Raw genomic sequence first — 19,546 nt, 5'->3', positions numbered from 1 at the left:
ATCGCATTACGCTGACCCGCCAACTCCGCCAACTCCTCAAACAACACCTCCACACGCTCGGCAGGGCTCAGCGCCGCGGCAGGCGAAGCGGTAGTCGACGACATAACCGCATCATTACAGCCAGGTCCGACAAGCCGCCGCCACCGATCCGCCCCGGTCGGTTGCTGATACGGCGATTCGGCGCGCAGGCTACGGTCGGCTTCGTGCGCCGGGCCGGAGCTGCCGGATACGGCGAGGTGAGTAGTACGGGTACTCCGGTCGTGTCATTCCCCAACCATCCCGCGTCGACGCCACCCTGACCGGGCGAATTTCGGTACCAGTAGACGAATAAAGGCCGCGGAACCCAATCCTTGCGCGCGTCTGTCTCAGGCTGCGCCTTGGCGTCAGCGCCGGATCTCATGTACTGCCGGCGTGTCGATTGAAAGGATGGGTTGATGCAGAGCCCGCATGCGATGCTGCGCCTCTTGGAGACGAAGCGACTCGGGCTGGCCCTTCAAGAGCCCGGTAATCACGGCGTCAGCGACGCCCTGTTCTATGGCTCACCCGGTGTCGAAGCCTCCACGCCGGCCCAGCTGCACCTGCAACCTGGCCACGTTTACGCCATGGAAGCCCCCGACGACCCCATCCAAAAGGTGTATGAGCTGAGGGCCATCGCCCAGGGCATCCCGATCGTCGGATCGTACGCAGACGCCGAGTTGGGCAACTTCGGCCCCAACCCAGCCACTAACCCCAACTTCACGCACTTGGCCACCGGTCCCTCCACACTGCCCGACGGCCGCAGCCTGGAAGGTGTGAGTGGGCCGCATGCACACAGCCAATACCCCCAACAAGGCGACAATGGCCAGCCCCGCACCAGCGGCTACAACATCGCCGCGGTGGTCGCAGGACTCAAGCCGATCGGCGGAAACTGAACACCGCGAGATGAAACAACACACCCGCCCCGTCCGCAGCCTTCTTCTGTCGACCGCCATCGCCGTCATCGCACTAGCTACATCAGGATGCCACGTGTCCCAGCCATACGAACCGACCCCGTCCACCGAGGCCGCAAAAGCCCTCGAGCAACTCAAAGCCCTGCCCTCCTTCGAGGACACCAAGACCCAAGTGCAGGCTGCGCTGAACGAAATCACCACGGCCGTAAGCAAAATAATTCCGTCGATCACCTGGGAAACGCTCGACGAAGGCTCTGGTGGAACCTGCATGCGGCCCTACGAGCAAACCGGCGGGAAAGACTACTTCCTGCCGAACGAAGTTGCGGAGAACGTCGCCGTGTCCGAGCAAGATTGGGCGAAGATCTTACAGATTGCGAAGGAGGCGGCCGCCAAGCTAGACGCCACCGAAACCCAGGTCATGAAAGACCAGCCCGGGAACCACGACGTAGGCTTCTACGGCCCCACAGGAATTTTCATCAAGATCTCGTACGGGGGCAACCTCGTTGTTTCCGGCTATACCGGCTGCCGACTACCGCACGGCAAGAAGTGACGCGCCCGCACTCTACCCAGGCTCCGCGGAAAACCTCCCGGGCCGTCGACACCGTTGTCACCGTGGTACTTATCCTGATTCAGGGTGGCATCGGGGCGCTGACGTTCGCAAGCCTCATCGTTTTGCCGATGACGATCGACGAGTGCGCTTATCAACCCTGCGGCGACGAGCAATGGATCACCGAGGGCATGGTGGGTAGCAATAGGCTCCGGCGTCGTCGGCATCTCCTTCGCATCGGCGGCATGGTTCTCCTTGGCCGACGCAAGGTCTCGTTTGGGCTGCCGCTATTTGGCCATTGTGCAGGTGTCACTAATCGCAGCCGCCTGGTTCATGGCAAGCGAAGCCGGCCCCATCACCTGAACTCGACGTCACACCACCGACCTCACGGTGCCCACAGTCGCCATGTCGACCGCGCACATCGGCATACCGACCGCCGCTGCCGAACCGACAACTCCGGATTACGGCTGTGCGAAGCCTGAAAAATGACCTACTTCGACCTGCCACCACCCAACGACAACGACGAACCCCCACCGTTTTAGTTGCGGCTCAACCGGTTACGGCTTGCGTCCCACGGTCAACTTGTCCCGCAACGTCATCGAGGCCACTGTGCCGCCGTCGCACAGGATGTCGGTACCGGTGAGATAGCCCGCTTTCTCGCTGGCGCAAAACGCCAGCAGCTCGGCGATCTCCTCGGCCTTGCCGAACCGCTTCAACGCGGCGTAACGGATCATTGCACCCGCTCCGCTTTGCTCTTCCAGCCTGCCCATCACAGTGTCGATCGACCCCGGCGAGACCGACAGGATGCGCGCCCCGCGACTACCGAATCGGGCCGCCTGCGACGTGCAATACCACCGGACGAAGCTCTTGCTGATGCTGTACGCCATGCCGGGTCGCGCCCTCTCCGGAACCAGGCCGCACACCGCCATCATCTTCTTCATGAACGCGTGCTCGTCGCGCAAAGCGGTCCCAAATCGCTTTGTCGGAACAAACGATTCAGGGAGCATATGTGCAGCCATGGAAGCAACGTTGACAATCGCGGAACCCTCACCGACGACCTTGAAGAAACTCTCGTTGACGTGGACCGTGCCCACCGCGTTGATCCGCATGATCATCTCGGCGCCGCCCATGCTTGGGCTCACGCCTGCGGTGTGTATGACGGAAGCAACGGTCCCCAAGGCGCTCGACGTCTCGACAAGTTCCGCGACGGACTCCCGATCGGTGATGTCGCAGACCACCGGCGTACAAGCGATGCCCGAGTCCTTGAGCTCGGCTGCCGCGGCGTCCAGCCGATCACGGTCGACATCGCTGATGACGACGGAGTACTCGCGGCCGACGATCTTCGCCGTGGCAAGTCCCATGCCGCCGGCGCCGCCGGTGATGACCGACACTCCGCGCATGGTCACGCAAGACCGGAGAGGATGACCGCGTTGCAGTCGGCGGCCGCCTGTCGCATCTTGGCGGCTTTCTGATAGCCCTCGGACTCGTACCAGGCGCGGGCGGCGTCGACCGATTCGAATTCCAGCACGACGGTCTGATCGCCGTGCCAGCTGCCCTCGAGCACTGCAGGAGCGGTGTCCACCGCCAGAATGTTGACGCCGGCCATCGCTCCGCCCGCCGCCTTAGCGTAGGCCTTCATCCCCTCCGGGTCTTTGATGGCTTCGGTGAGGATTACATATCCCTTTGGCACTGGATCTCCTTGTGTTAGAGGCTAACTCGCCTCGATGGCTTGCTCAGGGCAATCCTTGACGGCGTCGCGGACCGCGTCCTCGAACTCGGCGGGAATCTCGGACACGGTCACCACCGAATAGCCGTCGTCGTTGATTTCGAACACCGACGGGCAGATAGTGGTGCAGATCCCGTGCCCGCGACAGCGCTCCTCGTCGACTCTGGCCTTCACTGAGCGCCCTCCACGTCGAATTCCAGGTGCAGTTCGGTCAGACCGCGCAGGATATACGTCGGCACATACTGATAACGCCGCTCGCCGGCTGGCCCGTGCTTGCTCTCCGAAATCCTGATGTCGGTAGTGCGGTCGAGCAGCCGCTCGATCGCCACCCGCGTCTCGGCGCGGGCCAGCGGCGCCCCGGGGCAGCTGTGAATCCCCCGGCCGAACGCGATGTGCTGGCGCGCATTCTTACGAGCCGGATCGAAGGTGTCCGGGTTTTCGAAGCGGCGCGGGTCCCGGTTGGCCGCACCGTTTACCACCATAACCGTTGTGCCGGCCGGGATTTCGACCCCGCCCACGCTGGTCGACACTCGGGACAGCCGGAAGTCGCCCTTCACGGGACTCTCGATGCGCAGCGCTTCTTCGATGAAGTTCGGGATCAGGCTGCGGTCGTTGCGCAACCGCTCCTGGATGTCGGGGCGCTCGCCGAGGACTTGCAGCGCGGCGCCGAGCAGCCGCACCGTGGTCTCCTGGCCCGCCGAGAACACGTTGGTTGCGACGCGGGCCACGTCGGTCACATCGGGAACCGACCCGTCGGGGAACGTCGCGCTCGCCAGCCCGGTCAGCACGTCGTCGCGGGGCGCGCGGCGCCGGTCGGAGATGTAGTCCGAGAAGGTTCCGTAGAGGAACTCAAGTGGACTGTGCGACAAGGACTTTTCGCCGGTGCTGCCCACCCCGCCGCCGGCATTGCGGTGAATGCCTTTGACGAACTCGTCGCGGTCTTCTTCCGGCACACCGAGCAGATCGGCGATCACCAGCAGCGTGAACGGGCCCGCGAAGCCCTTGATGAAATCGCCCTCCCCCGGCGCCAAAAAATCATCGAGCACGCGATCGGCCAGCACCCACATGGCGTCCTCGTTTTCCTTGAGACGCTTGGGAGTGATCAACCGCATCAGCAGCGCACGGTGATTGGTGTGCACCGGCGGGTCGAGCGTGGGCAGCTGGTCGCTGAACGGCAGCTCGTCGCGGTGCTGCTCGATCAGCTCCGTGACGTCACCGCCCTCGAGCGGCACCGGAAAGCCGGGAAACGGACCGGTCACCGAGATGCACGACGAGAACGTCTCGGCGTTGTTGGCGACCTCGACGGCCTCCTCCCAGCCGGTCACCATCGTCACCCCGTGATGCGGTTCGCGGGTGACCGGGCACTTGCGGCGCAGCGCGTCGAAATAGGCGTAGGGGTTTTCGAGGAGCCGGTCGTCCCGGAAGAAATCCATCGCGGTCAAATCGTCCGCCATCTGCTGCTCCGTTCGCGCAATCTCGGCTAGTGAGAACGTCCCTCTCAGCTATGAGTATTACATTTCCATAGGGATCGCTTCGACGTCAACGGAGCGGAGCAGGCACCGGTTAGCCGGCCGGGATGAGGTCGGCCGCGACCGACGGGGACACCATCGCGCCGCTGCGGAAGGTCTCGGCATCGCCAATCGGGCGTGCCGGCACTCCGGCCGCGGCGAGGGCCTGAGCCTTGAACGCCTGCGCGGCGGCGCTGAGCCGATGCTGGACAAGTCCGACATTGTCGTTCAGCTCGGGCGGCCAGGTCTCGCCCCACAGGGTCACTTCGGTGACGCCGTGGTCGAGGGCCTGCAGCACGCCTTGGCGAACCCGTGAATCGCATCCGATGAGATCGGCGGCGGCGGCCAGTGTCTGCGGCCGCGGACGCCGGCCGACCGTCGCCAGCGCGTATTCGAGGTCGACGACCCGCGCGCCGAGAATTTGCAGCGGTCGCTCGTCGGGGTGGTCGGCGACCAGGACCGTCACGTCCCAGCCGGCCATCGCCCGGTCGAACAGCCAGCCGCCGGCGAACTTCACCACATCGACGACGTCTGCGGCGACCACATCGAGCTGGTATCTCATGTCGTTCTCGGCGGCGCCATGTCCCGAGCGAGCGATTCCGCGTACTCCTTGAAGGCTTCGGTCAGCGGTATCGAAGGGTCGAGCAGCCATGTGGTCTCCATTCCGGTGATGAAGGCGAGAATCTGCACCGCCTTGACGGTGACGTCTATATCCATACGGAATTGGCCGGCCTCCTGGCCGCGCCGGATGAGGCCGGTGATGATGCCGACGGCGTCTTGGTAACGGGTGAGCAGACGGTCGTGCAGCGGCGCGTCGGGGTCCATGTTCTCGGCGAGCAGCACGGTGTAGGTGCCCACCAATTCGGGTGAGCGGTGGAAGCGATCCGCCACCGCCGCGATTTCCGAAATCAAGTCGCCGGCGCGGTCCGCGTGGGCGTCGTCGTCGGCGTCGCGGGCATCGACCACCGCGTGCAGCAGCTGTTCCTTGGACTCGAAATGGTGCAGCAGGCCGGCCGGGCTGACGCCTGCCTCACGGGCGATCTGCGCCAATGTCGTATTGCGCCAACCGTTTCGGGTCAGCAGCCGCTGCGCGACCTTGAGAATCCGCTGTTTGCGATCCTCGCCCTTGGCCAGCAGCGTCTCATACGGCCGTGTGTCGGGCACCGGACTCCTTCGTCCAACTAACCGGTGGCGATCGCCAGCGCGGCGGAGCCGGGCGCAGCGGGTCGCCACCAACTAACCTAGTGAACACACAGTAGGTTGGTTTGGCGCGTGTGACAAGGGTCTCAGGCCGGTCATTTCCACCCGGCGATCACAGCCCGAGCGACTTGGCGATGATCACCTTCATCACCTCGCTCGTTCCCGCGTAAATGCGGGCCACCCGCGCATCGGTGTACAGCCGCGCGATCGGATACTCCATCATGTAGCCGTAGCCGCCAAACAGCTGCAGACAGCGGTCGACGACGCGGCCCTGCATCTCGGTGCAGAACAGCTTCACCCTCGCCGCATCCGCACCTGACAGCTGGCCCGCGACCAGTTCGGCGACGGCCCGGTCGCACATTGTCTGCGCGGCCTCGATCTCGGCGGACATCGCCGCCAGCTCGAACTTGGTGTTCTGGAATGACGCCACCGGGGTGCCAAAAGCCTTGCGCTCCTTGACATAGTCGATCGTGGCGGCGACGGCCGCCCGGGCCTGGGCCACCGACCCGACGGCGACGGTCATCCGCTCCTGCGGCAGGTTGTGGCCGAGGTACCCGAACGCCTCACCCTCCTCACCGAGCCGATTGGCCACGGGGACACGAACATCGGTGAATGACAACTCGGCGGTGTCTTGCACCTTGCAGCCCATCTTGTCCAGCGCCCTGCCCTTGACGAAGCCCGGCATTCCGTCCTCGACGACCAGCAGCGTCAGTCCGCGACGGCGGTTGTCCGGATCGGTCGACGTCCGCGCCACCACGATGACGAGGTCGGCCAGCAGGCCGCCGGTGATAAACGTCTTGGCGCCGTTCAGCACGTAGTGGTCGTCGTCGCGGACCGCCGTGGTGCGGATCCCGGCCAGATCCGAGCCGGTGCCGGGCTCGGTCATCGCGACCGCGGTCAGCAGCGTGCCGGCGGCCAGACCGGGAAACCAGCGCTGGCGCTGCTCGTCGTCGGCGTAGTGCAGGAAGTACGGCAGGATCACCTCGAGCTGCGTGCGGACGGTGCCCATCGTGACCAGCGCCCGGGCGGCTTCCTCTTGCAGGATGACGTTGTAGCGGTAGTCGTTCAGCCCCGAGCCGCCGTACTCCTCCGGGATGGCCATGCCCAACATGCCCAGCGCGCCGAGCTTTTCGAAGATCTCCCGCGGCATCCGGCCGGCCTTCTCCCAGTCGGCATAGTGCGGTTCGATCTCTTTTTCGACGAAATCGCGGGCCAGCCGCCGAAACGCCTCGTGGTCTTCGGTGAACAGATCTCGACGCATGTGTCAGGCCACCAGTTCCACCAGCGTGGCGTTGGCGGTGCCGCCGCCCTCACACATGGTCTGCAATCCGTAGCGAATCCCGTTGTCCCGCATGTGATATGCCATGCGGATCATCAACACCGCGCCGGACGCGCCGAGCGGGTGGCCCAGCGCGATGGCGCCGCCGAGCGGGTTGAGCCGGTCCGGTTCTGCGCCGGTTTCGGCGAGCCACGCCAGGGGCACCGGCGCAAACGCCTCGTTGACCTCGAACACGCCGACGGCGTCGAGCGAAATGCCCGCCTTCTTCAGCACTTTCTCGGTGGCCGGAATGGGGCCGGTGAGCATCAGCACCGGGTCCGCTCCGGTCACCGCGCCCGCGCGGTAGCGCACCAGCGGCGTCAATCCCAGCTCGATCGCCATCGCCGACGTGGTTACCAGCAGAGCTGCCGCCCCGTCGGAGATCTGCGACGAGTTCCCGGCGTGGATGACGCCGTCGTCGACGAACGCGGGCTTGAGCCCGGCCAGTTTCTCCACCGTGCTGCCGCGCCGCACCCCCTCGTCCTGGGTGACGACGTGGTCGTCGACGAACACCGGGACGATCTGCGCGTCGAACGCGCCGTTGTCCTGCGCGGCGGCGGCCAGTTCGTGCGAGCGCACCGAGTACTCGTCCAGTCGGGTGCGGGAAAAGCCCCATTTTTTGGCGATCATCTCCGCGGAGATCCCCTGGTTGAAGGAGAAATCGTTATAGCGCTCAAGGACTTTTGGCCCGTACGGCATGCCGGTGGCCCGGGCGGCGCCGAGCGGCACCCGGCTCATCACCTCCACGCCGCCGGCCACCACGACGTCCTGCTGGCCGGACATCACCGCCTGCACTGCGAAGTCGAGAGCCTGCTGGCTGGAACCGCACGCCCGGTTGATCGTGGTGCCCGGAATGCTCTCCGGCCAGCCCGCCGCCAGCACCGCGTAGCGACCGATGTTGCTCGACTGGTCGCCAACCTGCGACACACAGCCCCACACCACGTCGTCGACGATCCCGGGATCTATCCCGGTGCGCTGAACCAGTTCGTTCAGCACAATCGCCGACAGGTCCGCGGCGTGCATGCTCGACAGCCCGCCGTTGCGCTTGCCGACGGGGGTGCGCACCGCCTCGGCGATGACTGTTTCACGCATCTGTCTGCTCCGATCTCGAAACCGCCCACCGACCAGTAAACGACGGCTCCCGCTTCTCGGCGAACGCGGCATAGGCTTCCGCCGCGTCGGCGGTGGCGAAGTTGACGGTCTGCGCGCGGGCTTCGTTGGCCAGCGCGTCGCGCAGCGTCCGGTCGACGCCCTCGTTGAGCAGTGCCTTGGTTTGCGCCAGCGCAATCCGCGGCCCGGCCGCCAGGTTCTCGGCGAGGTCGGTGACGAAGGCGTCGATCTCGTCGGCCGACACCACCCAGGTCACCAGGTTCAGGGCTTGTGCTTCGTCGGCGTCGATCGTCTCGGCCAGCAGCGCGAGCCGCTTGGCCTGTTGGAGCCCAACAATTTTCGGCAACAACCACGACCCGCCCAGATCCACCGACAGTCCGCGTTTCGCGAAGATCTGGCAGAACCTCGATTCCGGGGTGGCCACCACGAAGTCGCAACCCAGCGCAAGGTTCCACCCGGCACCGACGGCCACGCCGGTCACCTTGGCGATCGTCGGCACCGGCAACTCGTGCAGCGCCAGTGCGACGTCGGTGAGTAGGCGCATCTTGTGCGCCGGATGGGTGTCGTCGAGCGTGGAGATGTCGGCGCCGGAACAAAACGCCCCGCCCGCTCCGGTGATCACCACCGCACGCACGCCGGAGTCGTTGCGGGCGGCGGTGAGCGCTTCGGCGAGCGCGATCCACAGCTCCCGGTTGATCGCGTTCTTGCGCCGCGGCCGGTTGAGCGTCAGCGTCCGTACACCGTTGTGGTCGCCGGACAGCAGCACGGGCTCAGGCATATGCCGGTCCGATGGCGCCTTGCGCACGCAGCGCGGTGATGTCGTCGTCGGCCAGGCCGAGCTCGGCGAGCACGGCGTCGGTGTGCTGCCCGAGTCCGGGGACCGCGCCCATCGGCGCCTGGTAGCCGGCGATGACGGGCGGCGGCAGCAGAGCCGGGATCGGGCCGGCCGGGGTGTCGACCTGGCGCCAGCGGTCGCGGGCGCTCAACTGCGGGTGTACCAGCACTTCGCTGGGAGTGTTGTAGCGCGCGTTGCCGATGCCGGCGGCGTCCGCGGTCTTCTGGATGTATTCAAGGTCGTGCTCGGCGCACCAGGCGCCGATGGCCTTGTCGAGGATGTCGCGGTACGCGACGCGGCCCGCGTTGGTGGCGAACCGGGGATCGTCGGCCAGGTCGTGCCGTTGCAGGATCTCGCGGGAAAGTCGTTGCCATTCCTGGTCGTTGGTGGTGCCCAGCACCACGGTCTGGCCGTCGGCGGTGGCATACGCGCCGTACGGCGCCACCGCGGGCGAGCTCATGCCGAGCGGCTGCTGGTCGATACCGGAGTGCTGCGTGTAGGTCAGCGGGTAGCCCATCAGATCCGTCATGGTGTCGAACAGGCTCACGCTCACGGCACGTCCGCCGCTTCGCGAATAGAGCAGCGCAAGGATCGACAGCGCCGAATACAGCCCGGTGCTGATGTCGGCCACCGGCGGGCCGGGCTTGGCCGGCGCGCCGGGATGACCGGTCACGGCGCACGCACCGGATTCGGCTTGGGCCAGCAAGTCATAGGCGCGTTTGTGCGACAGCGGGCCGCCGGCGCCGTAGCCGTCGATTTCGACGGCGATCACGTCCGGGTGCCGCGCCGCCAGATCATCGGGCCCGATACCGAGCCGCGCGGTGGAGCCGGGCGCCAGGTTGGACACCAGCACGTCGGCCCGGTCCAGCAGCCGGTGCAGAAGATCCAGCCCCGCAGGGGTTTTCAGGTCGAGTGTGACCGACTCCTTACCCCGGTTGGCCCAGACGAAGTGGGCGGCAAGCCCGTTGACGACATCGTCGTAGTGGCGGGCGAAGTCTCCGCCCTTGGGGTTTTCCACCTTGATGACCCTGGCGCCGAAGTCGGCGAGCACGCGGGTGCACATCGGAGCCGAGACGGCCTGTTCCAGCGCCACCACGGTGACTCCCGCGAGCGGCGCCTGTGATTCGGCCATCTACATCACCATGCCGCCGTCCACCGGCAGCACTTGCCCGGTGATGTAAGACGCTGCGTCCGAGGCGAGAAACACGAACGCGCCGGCGACTTCGTCGGGCTCGGCCCAGCGCTTGAGCGGGATGCGGTTCATCATATTGGCCGCGAATTTCTCGTTGGTGCGGATAGTTTCGGTCATCGGCGTGGCGGCCAGCGGGGCCAGCGCGTTGACGAGGATGTTCTTTGTCGCGAACTCGCGCGCAAGGGATTTGGTGAACCCGATGATGCCCGCCTTGGCCGCGGAGTAGTTGACCTGACCCAGCGTGCCGGTCAGCCCGGCGGCCGATGTGACGTTGATGACGCGCCCGGTGCCGTCGGTGGGAATGTAGGGCAGCGTGGCCTGCGTGCAGTTGAAGGCCCCCATGACGTGGATGTCGAACAACAACCGGAACGACTCCGGCGTGGTCTTCTCGAACATCGCCGGCCGCGTCACACCCGCGTTGTTCACCAGAATGTGCAGCTTGCCGTCGGCGAGGGCAGCCGCCTGGGCGGCCGCGGCGTCGGCCGAGTCGCGATCCGACACATCCAGCGCTGCGGCCTCCGCACGTCCTCCCGAGGACGAAATACGTTCTGCCACAGCGTTCGCCGCGTCCTTGTCGACGTCGGTGACAAGGACCGCCGCGCCCGCGTCGGCCAACGCCGCGGCCACGGCGGAGCCGATGCCGCCCGCAGCGCCCGTGACCAGCGCGGCGCGGCCGGACAGATCGAAATACCGGCTCATCAATAACTCCTCGGCAGTTTGAGCGTGTGCGATCCCAGGAAGTTCAGGATCATCTCCTGGCTGATCGGCGCGATCTTCATCAGTCTGGCCTCGCGGAAATAGCGGGCGACGTGGTATTCCTCGGCGTAGCCCATGCCGCCGTGGGTCTGCAGCGCTCGGTCGGCGGCGGTGAACCCGGCGTCGGCGCACAGGTATTTCGCGGTATTGGCTTCGCGCCCACAAGGTTTGCCGTTGTCGTAGAGCCAGGTGGCCTTGCGCAGCATCAGCTCGGCGGCGTCCAGCCGGGCCAGCGAGTCGGCCAGCGGGAACTGGATGCCCTGGTTCATGCCGATCGGCCGGCCGAAGACCTCCCGCTCGGTGGCGTATTTCACCGCACGGTCCAGCGCGACCCGCCCTATGCCGAGCGCCTCGGCGGCGATCAGCATCCGCTCCGGGTTCAGCCCGTCGAGGATGTACTGAAAACCCTTGCCTTCCTCGCCCACTCGGTCCTCGACCGGCACCTCCAGGTTGTCGATGAACAGCTCGTTGGAGGACACCGCGTTGCGGCCCATCTTGCGGATCGGCCGGACGTCGACCCGGCTGCGGTCCAGGTCGGTGAGGAACAGCGTCATGCCGTCGGTCTTCTTGGTGACCTCGTCGTAAGTTTGGGTGCGCGTCAGCAGCAGGATCTTCTCCGACTCCATCGCCTTGGAGATCCACACCTTGCGACCGTTGACGACGTAGTGATCACCCTGACGCTTGGCGAACGTGGTGATGCGCGAAGTGTCCAGCCCCGCACCGGGTTCGGTGACGCCGAAGCAGACGTGCAGATCACCGGTCGCCACCCGCGGCAGGGTGCGCGCTTTGAGCTCGTCGGAGCCGTGCACCACCACCGGCTGCATCCCGAAGATCGACATGTGGATCGAGCTGGCGGCGTTCATCCCGCCGCCGGACTTGGCGACCTCCTCGGCCAGCAGCGTGGCCTCGGTGATGCCCAGGCCGTGACCGCCGTGCTCGACCGGGATCGTCATCCCGAGCCAGCCGCCGTCGGCGATGGCGCGGTAGAACTCCGTCGGGAACTCGTGCGCCTGGTCGCGCTCCATCCAATAGTGGTCGTCGAACTTCGCCGCCAGCTCTGCGACCGACCTTCGGATCAGCTGCTGATCATCGGTCAGCTCGAAATCCATGCTCTACTCCTTAGCGCGAGAAGACGCAGAATCGCACGATTGTCGCCCGAAACCTGCGATTCTGCGTCTGCTCGTGCGGTATGGCGCGCGTCAGTCGGTGTTGCCGGTCAACGACTTGGCACTGGCAGCGAACTCCGCGAACGACGAGCCGGACCGCTCCTTGTGGTGGCTCAGCGCCCGGATCGAAACGTCATGCCCCTCAGCGGCTTTGCGCAGCGCGCCGACCGTCGCCTGCTCGCGGGAGATGTGGCTGAACGGGTCGAACGAGTACCAGCGCATCGCGTTCTCGTGGGTCATCTTGTTGATCTCGTCGTCGGGCACGTTGTTCTCCGAGAGCACCTCCCACAGCTCCTCGGGAGCGCCCGGCCACATCGAGTCACTGTGGGGGTAGTCGGCCTCCCAGCAGATGTTGTCGACGCCGATCATGTTGCGCAGCTTCACACCTACCGGGTCGGAAATGAAGCAGGTCAGGAAGTGCTCGCGGAACACCTCGGAAGGCAGCTTGCCGCCGAAGTTCTGATGCGTCCATGTCGAATGCATCTCGTAGGTGCGGTCCACCCGCTCCAAAAAGTAGGGAATCCACCCGGTGCCGCCCTCGCTCAACGCGATCTTGAGGTCCGGGTACTGCTTGATGGGCTTGGACCACAACAGATCCGCGGCCGCCTGCACGATGTTCATCGGCTGCAGCGTGATCATCACGTCCATCGGTGCGTCCGGCGCGGTGATGGCCAATCGGCCCGACGAACCGATGTGCACGTTGAGCACGGTGTTGGTGTCGCACAACGCTTTCCACAATGGGGTCCAGTAGTCGTCGTGGAAGCTGGGGTAACCCATCGCGGCCGGGTTCTCGGTGAACGTCAGCGCGTGCACACCCTTCTTCGACACCCGGCGGACCTCGGCGGCGCACTTCTCGGCGTCCCAGATCACCGGCAGCGCCATCGGGATGAACCGTGCCGGGTACGCCCCGCACCATTCGTCGATGTGCCAGTCGTTGTAGGCCTGCACCAGCGCCAGCGAGAAATCCGGGTCCTCGGTGGCGAACAGCCGCCCGGCGAAACCCGGGAACGACGGGAAGCAGATCGACCCCAGGATGCCGCCGGCGTTCATGTCCTTGACCCGCTCGTCGACGTTGTAGCAACCGGGCCGGATTTCGTCGAGGCCCTGCGGCTCCAGCCCGTACTCCTCCTTGGGCCGGCCGGCCACCGCGTTCAGCGCGACGTTGGGAATCACGGTGTCGCGGAACTGCCAGGTGTCGGAGCCGTCCGGGTTGTGCACCAGCCGCGGAGCGTCGTCGATGTACTTCTTCGCCAGGTGGTTCTTGAACATGTCGGGCGGCTCGACGATGTGGTCGTCGACGCTGATCAGGATCATGTCGTCTTTGTTCATTGGACGGTCCTTTCCATGACTATGAAAATTAGCTTCTCAGATCGCGAGAATCAACATCTTGCCCGGACCACCAGGGCGGTGCCCGTGATCCGACGGTACCCGCGAGCCGGCCTGTCCGGCTGTCGTTTGCGCAGGTGGCGACCACCTTCTTTGCCGGTATTGACCAATCGGCTGGATCGTGGAAATCTATTGGTCAAATATGAGAATATGATTCTCCAAACCGAGGAGGGCTCTATGCGTCTGTCCCCGCTACCGGCGGACGAGTGGGACGACGCCGTCCGGCACGCGGTGGCCGGCATGTTGCCCGAGGAACGGCGAAACCCCGACGATGCGGGCAACCTGCTGGCCACCCTGGTGCGCCATCCCGACCTGACCCGCGCATTTCTGCGGTTCAGCTTTTACCTGCTGTCGGCCTCCACGCTGCCGCCACGCGTCCGCGAGCAGGTGATCCTGCGGGTCGCGCATCGGCGGGGCTGCGCCTACGAATGGACGCACCACGTGAAGCTGGGCAAGAAAGCGGGGCTGTCGGACAGCGATATCTCCGCAATCCAATCCGGCGACCCGGCAGACGAATTCGACCGCGCGGTGGTGGGCGCGGTGGACGAGCTCGACGAGAAGTCCAACCTGTCGGATGCGACCTGGGCCGCGCTGAGCGAGCGACTCGACGAAAAGCAGCGGATGGATCTGGTCTTCACGATCGGGGGCTACACCGCACTGGCGATGGCGCTGAACACCTTTGGTGTCGAAGTGGAACAAGGCTAGGAACAAGAGAGGTAATACCGTGCCACATTTCACCAAGCCGGCTGCGGGAAGCTGGACGGAGAGCTATCCGGAACTGGGCACCGGGCCGGTGGACTACACCGACTCGATCGACCCCGCGTTTTTCGAAGCCGAGCGCGAGGCAATCTTCAAGCGGACCTGGCTCAATGTCGGCCGGGTGGAACGGCTGCCACGCACGGGCAGCTACTTCACCAAGGAGCTGCCGTCGGCCGGACCGGGCATCTCGGTGATCGTGGTCAAGACCAAGGACGGGTCGATCAAGGCGTTTCACAATGTCTGCCGTCACCGGGGAAACAAACTGGTGTGGAACGACTATCCGCATGAGGAGACCTCGGGTACCTGCCGCCAATTCACCTGCAAGTACCACGCCTGGCGCTACAGCCTCGACGGCGAACTGACCTTCATCCAGCAGGAGGACGAGTTCTTCGACGTCGACAAGAGCCAATATGGGCTTGCGCCGGTGCGCTGCGAGGTGTGGGAAGGGTTCATCTTCGTCAACCTCGACGACAACGCGCAGCCGTTGACGGATTACCTCGGCCGGCTGGCTAAGAGCATCGAGGGCTACCCGTTCCACGAGATGACCGAGACCTACTCCTACCGGGCCGAGGTCGGCAGTAACTGGAAGCTGTTCATCGACGCGTTCGTCGAGTTCTACCACGCGCCGATCCTGCACCAGGGGCAGTACACCAAGGAAGAAGCCGCCAAGATCCAAAAGTTCGGCTACGAGGCGCTGCATTACGAATTGGCCGGCCCGCACAATCTGCAGTCGACCTGGGGTGGTCAGGCACCGCCCCCGGACATGTCCATGGTCAAACCGATGGACCAGGTGTTGCGCAGCGGGTTGTTCGGCCCGTGGGACAAGCCGGAGATCATCGAGAACCTGGAGCTGCCACCGGGTGTCAACGTGAAGAGGGTGCCGCAGTGGGGCATCGACTCGTGGCTCTTCTACCCGAACTTCATGCTGCTGATATGGGAGCCGGGCTGGTTCCTGACCTACCACTACTGGCCTACCGCGGTGGACAAGCACATCTTCGAGTGCACGCTGTATTTCGTTCCGCCGCGTAACGCGCGGGAACGCCTGGCCCAGGAACTGGCCGCGGTGACGTTCAAGGAGTACGCGCTGCAGGACGCCAACACGCTGGAAGCGACCCAGACGATGATCGGCACGCGGGCCGTCAAAGAGTTCCTGCTGTGCGACCAGGAAGTCTTGATCCGTCATCTGCACAAGACGACCGCAGACTACGTGAAGGAGTACCGCAACAATGGCCACCGCAAGTAAGCTCCCGACCGAATTCGCGGACCTGGAGCCATTTTTGGAGTGGGATCTGGCCACCGAGCCGGAGCGCTACGCCAAACGGCTGGCCTCGTCGATGAGCGAGCTGCAGGAGTTCTACGACGCCGCCTTCCCCCGTCTCAACGACGTGATCGCCTACTGTGACAAGTTCCCATTGGATGACCTGCCCGAGGACGCCCGCACGCTCATGCATCTGATGCAGTCGCTGATCATGGTGTCGTTTCCGGTGGAGGCGTGGAAGCAACCACGAGTCCCCGACAGCGGCGCCGCATGGGTGGAGCTGGTCAAGGAACCGGTGATCTGAGCCGTGTTGACGCTCAAGGCAGCTGGGCTTCTCGACATCGACGCCGGCGAGATCGTCCGGCCGGGCGTCTTGCGGATCGACGGTGAGCGCATCGTCGGCGTCGGTGGCGCACCGGAAGGTGACGTGATCGACCTCGGCGACCAGATCCTGCTGCCCGGGCTGATGGACATGGAGGTCAACCTGCTGATGGGCGGCCGCGGGGAAAAGCCCGGGCTGTCCCAGGTCCAGGACGACCCGCCGACCCGCGTCTTGCGCGCGGTCGGCAACGCGCGCCGCACGCTGCGGGCCGGGTTCACCACGGTGCGCAACCTCGGGCTGTTCGTCAAGACCGGCGGCTATCTGCTCGACGTGGCGCTCGGCAACGCGATCGACGCCGGCTGGATCGACGGTCCGCGGGTGGTGCCGGCCGGGCATGCGATCACGCCCACCGGCGGGCACCTGGATCCGACGATGTTCGCCGCATTCGCACCCCACGTGCTGGACCTGACCGTCGAGGAGGGCATTGCCAACGGCATCGACGAAATCCGCAAGGCGGTGCGCTACCAGATCAAGCACGGCGCGCAGCTGATCAAGGTGTGCTGCTCGGGCGGTGTCATGTCAATGACGGGACCGCCTGGCGCCCAGCACTATTCCGACGACGAGCTGCGCGCGATCGTCGACGAGGCGCATCGCCGCGGCCTGCGGGTGGCCGCGCACACGCACGGCGCCGACGCCGTTCGGCATGCGGTGGCAGCGGGCATCGACTGCATCGAGCACGGCTTCCTGATCGACCACGACGCCATCGCGAGGATGGTCGAGCACGGCACCTTCCTGGTCACCACGCGGCGGCTGGCCGACGCGATGGATGTCTCGCACGCCCCGCCCGAGCTGCAGGAGAAGGCCGCCGAGATGTTTCCCCGGGCCCGCAAGTCGGTGCTGGCCGCCTATGAGGCCGGCGTCAAGATTGCCGTCGGCACGGACGCCCCGGCGATTCCCCACGGCCGCAACGCCGACGAGCTCGTCACGCTGGTGGAGCTGGGATTGCCGCCGCTGGCGGTGCTGCGGGCGGCGACGGTCACGGCGGCCGAACTGATCGACGCCACGGACCGGGGACGGCTGGCCGAGGGACTGCTCGCCGATGTCATCGGCGTGCCGGGAGATCCGTTGTCCGACATCAGCGTTACCCAGAATGTGCAGTTCGTCATGAAAGGCGGCAAGGTGTATGCCAACAAGAACTGACGACCTCGTCGAGATTCAGCAGCTGCTCGCCCGCTACGCGGTCACCATCACCCAAGAAGACATCGACGGGCTGGTGCAAGTGTTCACACCGGACGGCACGTACAGCGCCTTCGGCGAAACCTATTCCCTGGACCGGTTTCCCGTACTGGTGGACGCCGCCCCCAAGGGCTTGTTCCTGACCGCGACACCGGCGATCGAGCTGGACGGCGACACCGCGACCGGCACGCAGCCGCTGTGCTTCATCGACCATGCCACCCACGACATGCGGATCGGCTACTACAACGACACCTATGTGCGCACGGCCGACGGCTGGCGGCTGAAAACCCGCGCGATGACGTTCATCCGGCGCAGCGGCGCGCACGACTCCGGGCGGCCGCATGCCGTCGGGCGTCCACCTGCATGAAAGTCGAGCAGTTCCGGGCCGATCTGCGCGCCTGGCTCGACGAGAACGACCTGACGCCGGGGCCGGATCGTTCGCTGCAGGGAAACCTGCGTCAGCTCGCCCGGGTCCACCGGGCGCTATACGACGCTGACTGGATGCGATACGGCTGGCCCGTCGAAGTCGGCGGATTGGGCGGGCCCGCAATGCTTCGCGCGGTCGTCGGCGAGGAAGTGGTCGGCCGGGGCCTGGCCGAGCCGGGGCCGTATTCAATGGTCGAGGTTCTCGCCCCGACGATGATCGATTACGCCCCACCGGAACTCGCCGCGGAAATGGTGCCGCGGCTGCTGTCCGGCCGCGAGCAATGGTGTCAGGGCTTTTCCGAACCGGGTTCGGGTAGCGACCTGGCGTCACTGACCACCCGCGCCGTGCCCGAAGGAGACGACTGGATTGTCAACGGGCAGAAGGTGTGGACAAGCTTTGCCCAGTACTCGACCCGTTGCGTCCTGCTGACCCGGACCGCACCCGGCTACGGCGGCATCACGGCGTTCTTCGTCGACATGGACACCCCGGGCATCACCATCCGGCCGCTGCGCACCATGCACGGCGTCGACGAGTTCTGCGAGGTGTACCTCGACGACGTGGTGGTGCCCGGCGACCGGATGCTCGGCAAGCCGGGAGACGGCTGGCGGCTCGCGATGGACTTGCTGCCCTACGAGCGTTCCACCTGCTTCTGGCAGCGCATCGCGTACCTGTATGCGCGCTTCGACCGGCTGATCGCCGAGGCGACCGATACCGACGACTCCGCTTTGGGGGCAGCGTTTTTGGCGTTGCATACGCTGCGCTGCCGGTCCCGCGCCACCCTGCACCGGCTCGCCGACGGTGCGCGGCTGGGGCCGGAAACCTCGATCGACAAGGTCTTGCTGGCCGGCGCCGAGCAGCGCCTCTACGACACGGCCCGCGACCTGCTGCCCGGTGTGGTCGAACTCGACGAGTCGGAGTGGCGCACCGAGTACCTGTATTCCCGCGCGGCGACCATCTACGGCGGCACCGCCGAGATCCAGCGCAACATCATCGCGCGCCGGCTGTTGGATCTGGGCAAGGAGTGAGCGTGGACATCGAATCCTTGCAGCTGCTCGAGGAGGGGTTGCGCAAGACGATGGCCGGCGCTTCGGGCGGGGAGCTCGACGCGGCGTTGAGCGACCTCGGCTGGCTCGACATGCTCGACGAGATGCCCGACACTGCAATCCCTTTGGTGTTTCGTCTGCTCGGCGAAACCGGCGCCCACGCGCCGGTGCTCAACGACGTCGTGCTGCGCGCGGCCGGTCACGATAGCGGTGGAACAGTGCCGCTGCCGTACGCGGGCGGTTCGTGGGTCGTCTGGGACCGCAACGGTCCGCCCGGCCCGGCGCTCGGCGGCGATTTGCCGATACAGCGGGTGGCCGCGGGCGAGCCGGTGCCGCTGGCCGCCGGACGGCGCGCGCTGGGCTGGTGGCTGGTCGGCGCCGGCCGGGCGATGCTGTCGCTGGCCCGCCAACACGCCGTGGACCGCGTGCAATTCGGCCGGCCGGTCGCCTCGTTTCAGGCGATCCGGCATCGGCTCGCGGAAACTCTCGTCGCGATCGAAGGGGCGGAGGCGACGCTGCTGAGCGCGTCCGACGAGCTGGGTTGCCTACTGGCCAAGGCCGCCGCCGGCCAGGCCGCGTTGACCGCTGCCCGGCACTGCCAGCAGGTGCTCGGCGGGATCGGGTTCACCGCCGAGCATGAGTTGCATCGCCACGTGAAGCGCGTCCTGGTGCTGGACGGATTGCTCGGCAGCACAAGGGAACTCACCCGGGAGGCTGGAGCCATCCTGCGGGCCAACGGATCCGCGCCGCGACTTGTGCACCTCTAACCGCGAGCGTGCGTGTCCCCGGCCGACACGCCGCGCTCAACGCCGGGTTTGCGCACGCTCG

At 65.9% G+C, this 19,546-nt stretch carries 21 protein-coding genes and 1 pseudogene; 9 read left to right on the top strand and 13 right to left on the bottom strand.

The genetic code is table 11. The annotated features are described in order from the left end of the window. Positions 1 to 482: 482 nt before the first annotated feature. Together AWB95_RS19175 and AWB95_RS19170 are read left to right on the top strand one after the other, a co-directional pair. Positions 483 to 911: pseudogene (locus AWB95_RS19175) on the top strand (alpha/beta hydrolase); the annotation flags it as partial. Between the two features lie 10 nt (positions 912 to 921). Beyond that, positions 922 to 1,479, top strand: a complete 558-nt coding sequence (locus AWB95_RS19170; protein ID WP_232315505.1) for an LppA family lipoprotein — start codon at positions 922 to 924, stop codon at positions 1,477 to 1,479. A gap of 554 nt (positions 1,480 to 2,033) precedes the next feature. On the opposite strand, the gene AWB95_RS19165 is transcribed toward AWB95_RS19170, so the two are convergent. The 13 genes from AWB95_RS19165 to AWB95_RS19105 all read right to left on the bottom strand — a co-directional run bounded on the left by AWB95_RS19165 (position 2,034) and on the right by AWB95_RS19105 (position 13,616). Further along, a complete protein-coding gene (locus AWB95_RS19165) occupies positions 2,034 to 2,876 on the bottom strand; it encodes an SDR family oxidoreductase (RefSeq protein WP_062538689.1) in 843 nt (280 codons plus the stop codon). 2 nt (positions 2,877 to 2,878) lie between these two features. After that, complete coding sequence (locus tag AWB95_RS19160) at positions 2,879 to 3,166, bottom strand: DUF1330 domain-containing protein (RefSeq protein ID WP_062538690.1); 288 nt, start codon at positions 3,164 to 3,166, stop codon at positions 2,879 to 2,881. A 21-nt stretch (positions 3,167 to 3,187) separates the two neighbouring features. Next, a complete protein-coding gene (locus AWB95_RS19155) occupies positions 3,188 to 3,376 on the bottom strand; it encodes a ferredoxin (RefSeq protein ID WP_062538691.1) in 189 nt (62 codons plus the stop codon). Continuing rightward, positions 3,373 to 4,656 carry a cytochrome P450 gene (locus AWB95_RS19150; protein WP_062538692.1) on the bottom strand — a complete coding sequence of 428 codons (1,284 nt, stop codon included), beginning with the start codon at positions 4,654 to 4,656 and terminating at the stop codon, positions 3,373 to 3,375. The genes AWB95_RS19155 and AWB95_RS19150 overlap by 4 nt, the downstream gene beginning before the upstream one ends. A gap of 109 nt (positions 4,657 to 4,765) precedes the next feature. After that, the gene (locus AWB95_RS19145; protein ID WP_062538693.1) at positions 4,766 to 5,272 is read right to left on the bottom strand and encodes a hypothetical protein; all 507 of its coding nucleotides are present in this window, start codon (positions 5,270 to 5,272) and stop codon (positions 4,766 to 4,768) included. Then, the gene (locus AWB95_RS19140; protein ID WP_062538694.1) at positions 5,269 to 5,874 is read right to left on the bottom strand and encodes a TetR/AcrR family transcriptional regulator; all 606 of its coding nucleotides are present in this window, start codon (positions 5,872 to 5,874) and stop codon (positions 5,269 to 5,271) included. The genes AWB95_RS19145 and AWB95_RS19140 overlap by 4 nt, the downstream gene beginning before the upstream one ends. Before the next feature lie 148 nt (positions 5,875 to 6,022). After that, positions 6,023 to 7,171 carry an acyl-CoA dehydrogenase family protein gene (locus tag AWB95_RS19135; RefSeq protein WP_062538695.1) on the bottom strand — a complete coding sequence of 383 codons (1,149 nt, stop codon included), beginning with the start codon at positions 7,169 to 7,171 and terminating at the stop codon, positions 6,023 to 6,025. A 3-nt stretch (positions 7,172 to 7,174) separates the two neighbouring features. Next, complete coding sequence (locus AWB95_RS19130) at positions 7,175 to 8,320, bottom strand: thiolase family protein (protein WP_085168516.1); 1,146 nt, start codon at positions 8,318 to 8,320, stop codon at positions 7,175 to 7,177. Continuing rightward, on the bottom strand, positions 8,313 to 9,116 hold the full coding sequence (locus tag AWB95_RS19125; protein WP_062541787.1) for an enoyl-CoA hydratase/isomerase family protein: 804 nt from the start codon (positions 9,114 to 9,116) through the stop codon (positions 8,313 to 8,315). The genes AWB95_RS19130 and AWB95_RS19125 overlap by 8 nt, the downstream gene beginning before the upstream one ends. Next, positions 9,109 to 10,305, bottom strand: a complete 1,197-nt coding sequence (locus AWB95_RS19120) for a CaiB/BaiF CoA transferase family protein (RefSeq protein ID WP_062541788.1) — start codon at positions 10,303 to 10,305, stop codon at positions 9,109 to 9,111. The genes AWB95_RS19125 and AWB95_RS19120 overlap by 8 nt, the downstream gene beginning before the upstream one ends. After that, positions 10,306 to 11,064: an SDR family NAD(P)-dependent oxidoreductase gene (locus AWB95_RS19115; protein WP_085168515.1), complete on the bottom strand. Its 759-nt coding sequence runs from the start codon at positions 11,062 to 11,064 to the stop codon at positions 10,306 to 10,308. Then, positions 11,064 to 12,230 carry an acyl-CoA dehydrogenase family protein gene (locus AWB95_RS19110; protein WP_062540896.1) on the bottom strand — a complete coding sequence of 389 codons (1,167 nt, stop codon included), beginning with the start codon at positions 12,228 to 12,230 and terminating at the stop codon, positions 11,064 to 11,066. The genes AWB95_RS19115 and AWB95_RS19110 overlap by 1 nt, the downstream gene beginning before the upstream one ends. A 90-nt stretch (positions 12,231 to 12,320) precedes the next feature. Then, entirely contained in the window at positions 12,321 to 13,616 is a 1,296-nt protein-coding gene (locus tag AWB95_RS19105; RefSeq protein ID WP_062540895.1) for an amidohydrolase family protein, read from the bottom strand. 234 nt (positions 13,617 to 13,850) lie between these two features. Between AWB95_RS19105 and AWB95_RS19100 the strand changes: the two genes are divergently transcribed. Genes AWB95_RS19100 through AWB95_RS19070 form a run of 7 tightly spaced genes read left to right on the top strand, consistent with a single transcriptional unit; the run spans position 13,851 to position 19,485 of the window. Continuing rightward, positions 13,851 to 14,378, top strand: coding sequence for a carboxymuconolactone decarboxylase family protein (locus AWB95_RS19100; protein ID WP_062540894.1), 528 nt, complete (start codon positions 13,851 to 13,853; stop codon positions 14,376 to 14,378). A 19-nt stretch (positions 14,379 to 14,397) separates the two neighbouring features. Then, positions 14,398 to 15,675 (top strand): aromatic ring-hydroxylating oxygenase subunit alpha, encoded by a 1,278-nt coding sequence (locus AWB95_RS19095; RefSeq protein WP_062540893.1) that lies wholly within the window; start codon positions 14,398 to 14,400, stop codon positions 15,673 to 15,675. After that, a complete protein-coding gene (locus tag AWB95_RS19090) occupies positions 15,659 to 15,994 on the top strand; it encodes a hypothetical protein (RefSeq protein ID WP_062540892.1) in 336 nt (111 codons plus the stop codon). The genes AWB95_RS19095 and AWB95_RS19090 overlap by 17 nt, the downstream gene beginning before the upstream one ends. 3 nt (positions 15,995 to 15,997) lie before the next feature. After that, positions 15,998 to 17,212: a metal-dependent hydrolase family protein gene (locus AWB95_RS19085; RefSeq protein ID WP_062540891.1), complete on the top strand. Its 1,215-nt coding sequence runs from the start codon at positions 15,998 to 16,000 to the stop codon at positions 17,210 to 17,212. Continuing rightward, positions 17,196 to 17,615, top strand: coding sequence for a nuclear transport factor 2 family protein (locus AWB95_RS19080; RefSeq protein ID WP_062540890.1), 420 nt, complete (start codon positions 17,196 to 17,198; stop codon positions 17,613 to 17,615). The genes AWB95_RS19085 and AWB95_RS19080 overlap by 17 nt, the downstream gene beginning before the upstream one ends. Further along, positions 17,612 to 18,700, top strand: coding sequence for an acyl-CoA dehydrogenase family protein (locus AWB95_RS19075; RefSeq protein WP_085168514.1), 1,089 nt, complete (start codon positions 17,612 to 17,614; stop codon positions 18,698 to 18,700). Before AWB95_RS19080 ends, AWB95_RS19075 begins: the two co-directional genes overlap by 4 nt. A 50-nt stretch (positions 18,701 to 18,750) precedes the next feature. Continuing rightward, on the top strand, positions 18,751 to 19,485 hold the full coding sequence (locus AWB95_RS19070) for an acyl-CoA dehydrogenase family protein (protein ID WP_085168520.1): 735 nt from the start codon (positions 18,751 to 18,753) through the stop codon (positions 19,483 to 19,485). The last annotated feature ends 61 nt before the right edge of the window (positions 19,486 to 19,546 follow it).

Source organism: Mycobacterium celatum (assembly GCF_002101595.1).
Classification (GTDB): domain Bacteria; phylum Actinomycetota; class Actinomycetes; order Mycobacteriales; family Mycobacteriaceae; genus Mycobacterium; species Mycobacterium celatum.
This window is presented reverse-complemented; position numbering and strand designations above follow the sequence as displayed.